Origin of the sequence: Aeromonas sp. 604176 (assembly GCF_049170755.1) — a bacterium.
GTDB lineage: Bacteria > Pseudomonadota > Gammaproteobacteria > Enterobacterales > Aeromonadaceae > Aeromonas > Aeromonas veronii_A.
Genome location: NZ_JAAKNE010000197.1, coordinates 1 through 3,613 on the forward strand (window position 1 = coordinate 1; position 3,613 = coordinate 3,613).

A 3,613-nucleotide genomic window follows, 5' to 3' on the forward strand; every position below is an offset into this window, starting at 1 on the left:
GCGTTGGCGGAGCGGGTGAACGGGATTTTGAAAGGAGAGTTATTGTTGCAAAGCCCGCAGGATTTGACGCAAGCGCGAAAAATGGTGCGTGAAGCGGTGGATATTTACAACGTGGAGCGGCCGCATCATGCGTTGAAATACAGAACCCCCGATGCGGTACATAGGGGGTTCTGAGTAGAAAAATGCTAGTTGAAAATGTGTAAACCTATTTCAGGACTAGACATTCATCTTTGCTCGAGCGCCCGATGACAGACGCCCAAACCCTCAGAGTATTACAACCAGGGGGCAGCAGTCGGCCCGTGGTGCAGGCCCAGCTTCCAGACACGGCCAAAGTGCTTGTAGTGACCGGCCGCGACACCTGCCTTCTCACCCATGCCGTGGTAGAGATCGAGGTGACCCTTCTTCACCGCCCCGCCCACATCCAGCGCAATCAACAAGCGCAGCTGGTGCTTGCCGGTCCAGTTGCCCTCTTTATCGAGCAAGGGAACTTCGGCCAGGATCGGGGTACCCATCGGCAGCAGGGTCTTGTCGGCAGCGACGGCCGCCAGCGGCAGCAGCGGGATACCGGCGGCACCGATCACATCATTAGTCGGGCGACGCTCGAAGAAGACATAGGAGGGGTTCTGCTCTACCAGCTCCTTGACCCTGTGCTCAGGTTGCTGGTTGGCCCACTCCTTGATGGCCTTCATCGACATCTGCTCCTTGGGCACTTCACCGCGGTCAATCAGCACCCGGCCAATGCTCACATAGCCGTGGCCGTTCTTGCCGCTGTAACCCAGATATTGCAGCCTATCGTCGTCACCGTAGTGAACAAAGCCCGATCCCTGTACGTCCATCAGGAAGTTGTCGATAAGGGATTTGCTGTAACCCAGCTCCAACCCGCGGTTGGCAAGGGCGCCCTGGTGGATCTGTGCCCGGGTCGGACAGCGACCGCCACATTTTGGCATGGCATAGATGGGATATTTGTATTTGGCATCGGGGCGGTGACGCACCTCCAGCACCGGCGAGTAGTAACCGGTAAAGAGCACGTTGCCCATGCGATCGGCGCCGCCCAGCTGAGCCAGGCTGATACCGTAACGGGTGATGTCGGCAGGATTGCCGCCGTTCGCTACCCAGCGGGAGAGCAGACGATATAGTTCACCATAACGGCTCGCCATCCGCCCTGAACGCTGCATGACAATGCGACTCTGGGGGCCAAATTTGCTGTAATCGGCACTGGCACGACTGTTGACCCGCTCGACCCGCACCAGATCCCCCGGCAAGGTACCGTCCAGATACTGCTTGCCCAGATTTTCCGGCGCCTCGCAGTTGAGAAAACATCTGTCATCAGTCTGTTTTTTGGGCACCTCTGCTTTGTCAGAGTTACCCGCACACCCGGCCAACCCCAGCACTATCGCGGTCAGCCAGAATCCGTGTTTGTTCATATGTCCTCATTTAACACCAAGAGTCCTGCTCGGCGGCAAGATGCCAAATTTGCAGGGGGAAAGCAAACGACATCAATCACTTGAAGAGAGATTTTTCCAAAGGGAGGATGCTGGGTTATAACAAGGTGACAGGATATGCGAGGTAATGGATGGAACAGCTCGAAATATTCCCGTTGCAGAGCCCCTGTATCGGGGTCTGCGAGGTGAACAACAAGGGCTATTGCAAAGGATGCCTGCGCAATCGCGAGGAGCGTTTCAACTGGCAGAAAATGAGCCCGGCCCAGCAACAGGATGTAATGCGTCTGTGTCGCGCCCGCAAGGCGCGGGTTGAGGCTGCGCGGCGAAAAGCGCTGGAAGGAGCGCAACCCCAGTTGCCAGAACAACAAGGCTGGGAGTTTTAACCACTCCCTATCTTCCCCTCACAGGTTACCTATCCTCCCGACAAAACAAAAAGCGGCCCACAGGCCGCTCTTGGTTATGACGTCTTGCCGGGTGGCGAGGCTTATGCCGTGGCCAGCTTGGCCTGCTCTTCGCCGCGCTTGAGCATGGCGTAGGAGACCCCGGTCAGCAGCGAGCCTGCTGCAATGGCCACGATATACATCATGACATTGCTGATGGCGTGCGGGATGAACAGCACAAACAGACCGCCGTGGGGTGCCATCAGTTCGCAGCCGAACAGCATGGAAAGTGCACCGGTCAGGGCGCCGCCAACCATACAGGCCGGGATGACGCGCATCGGATCCTTGGCGGCAAACGGAATGGCCCCCTCGGAGATAAAGCACAGACCCAGTACGAAGGATGCTTTTCCCGCTTCCTGCTCCGCCTTGATGAACTTGGTACGGGCCAGGAATGTGGCAATTCCCATGCCCAGTGCCGGCACCATACCGGCGGCCATCACAGCAGCCATGGGGGCATAGGTTTTGGAGGCCAGCAGGCCGACACCGAAGGCGTAAGCCGCCTTGTTGACCGGGCCGCCCATGTCAAAGCACATCATGGCGCCGATGATGACACCCAGCAGCACGGCGTTGGCAGAGCCCATGTTGTTGAGGAACTCTGTCATGGCATTCATGATGCTAGCCACCGGACCACCCACTACGTAGATCATCACCAGACCGGTAAAGAGGCTGGCCACCAACGGAATGATCAGGATGGGCTTGAGCGCTTCTAGGGTATTCGGCAGACGTACCTTGTCGCTCAGGTACTTGGCACTGTAACCGGCCAGGAAACCGGCCACGATGCCGCCAAGGAAACCGGCACCCAGCGAGCTTGCCAGCATGCCGCCGATCATGCCGGGGGCGAGACCCGGACGGTCAGCGATGGAGTAGGCAATGTAACCGGCCAGCACCGGGATCATCAGGGCGAAGGCTGAGCCACCACCGATCTTCATCAGAGCGGCGGCCAGAGTGCCTTCCACCTTGAACGCTTCGATACCGAATACGAACGAGAGCGCGATGATAAGGCCGCCCGCCACCACCATCGGCAGCATGAAGGAGACGCCGGTCAGCAGATGCTTGTAGGGGCCGGCTTTTTCCTCTTTCTTGGGTTGGCTGGCGCCGCTGTGGCGATACAGTGTCGCCTCATTCCACGCCTTGTCGATCTCGACGCGGGTTTTCTTCAATGCCGCGCCCGTGCTGGTACGATAGACCGGCTTACCGTCAAAGCGCGCCATGTCCACTTCGATATCGGTGGCGAGGAACACCAGATCGGCAGCGGCAATCTCCTCGGCAGTCAGGGCGTTCTGGGCACCGACCGAGCCTTGGGTCTCAACGCGGATCTGATAACCCAGCTGTTTGGCCATGGTCTCCAGCGCTTCTGCCGACATAAAGGTGTGGGCTACGCCAGTCGGGCACGCTGTCACTGCCACAATGTGCTTGCCAACGGCGGCCGGTTTGGCGGCAGCGGGCGCGGCTTGATGACGATAGACGCTGGCACCGCTGGTTGCGGCTTCCAGCAAGGCAGCCGGATCCTGCAGGGCGAGATCCATGCTGCCCTGATAGACTCGCTTGCCATCATAGGCGGCGAGATCCACCGGGGCACTGGCGACAACCAGCACCAGATCGGCGGCGGCAATCTGCTCCTTGCTCGGTACTTGGCGAGGCTGCACGCTGGAGCCGACGTCGAGGGTGAGCTCCCAGCCAGCCAGTTTGGCCTGCTGTTCTATCCGTTTTGCAGCGAGAAAGCTGGTGGCA

General features: G+C 59.0%; 4 protein-coding genes. 2 read left to right on the forward strand and 2 right to left on the reverse strand.

Features of this window, described 5'->3' with window-relative positions:
• A partial coding sequence (locus G5358_RS20405; protein WP_421208531.1) for an integrase core domain-containing protein occupies positions 1 to 174 on the forward strand: 174 nt, incomplete at its 5' end.
• 98 nt (positions 175 to 272) lie between these two features.
• Here G5358_RS20405 and mltA read toward each other — a convergent pair.
• Complete coding sequence (mltA, locus tag G5358_RS20410; protein ID WP_421324814.1) at positions 273 to 1,424, reverse strand: murein transglycosylase A; 1,152 nt, start codon at positions 1,422 to 1,424, stop codon at positions 273 to 275.
• Positions 1,425 to 1,573: 149 nt separating this feature from the next.
• On the opposite strand from mltA, the gene G5358_RS20415 reads away from it, so the two are divergent.
• Entirely contained in the window at positions 1,574 to 1,825 is a 252-nt protein-coding gene (locus tag G5358_RS20415) for a DUF1289 domain-containing protein (RefSeq protein ID WP_216953548.1), read from the forward strand.
• A 101-nt stretch (positions 1,826 to 1,926) separates the two neighbouring features.
• Here the strand turns inward: G5358_RS20415 and fruA are convergent.
• Positions 1,927 to 3,613: PTS fructose transporter subunit IIBC (gene fruA / locus G5358_RS20420; RefSeq protein WP_421324815.1), on the reverse strand; the 1,687-nt coding region annotated here is incomplete at its 5' end.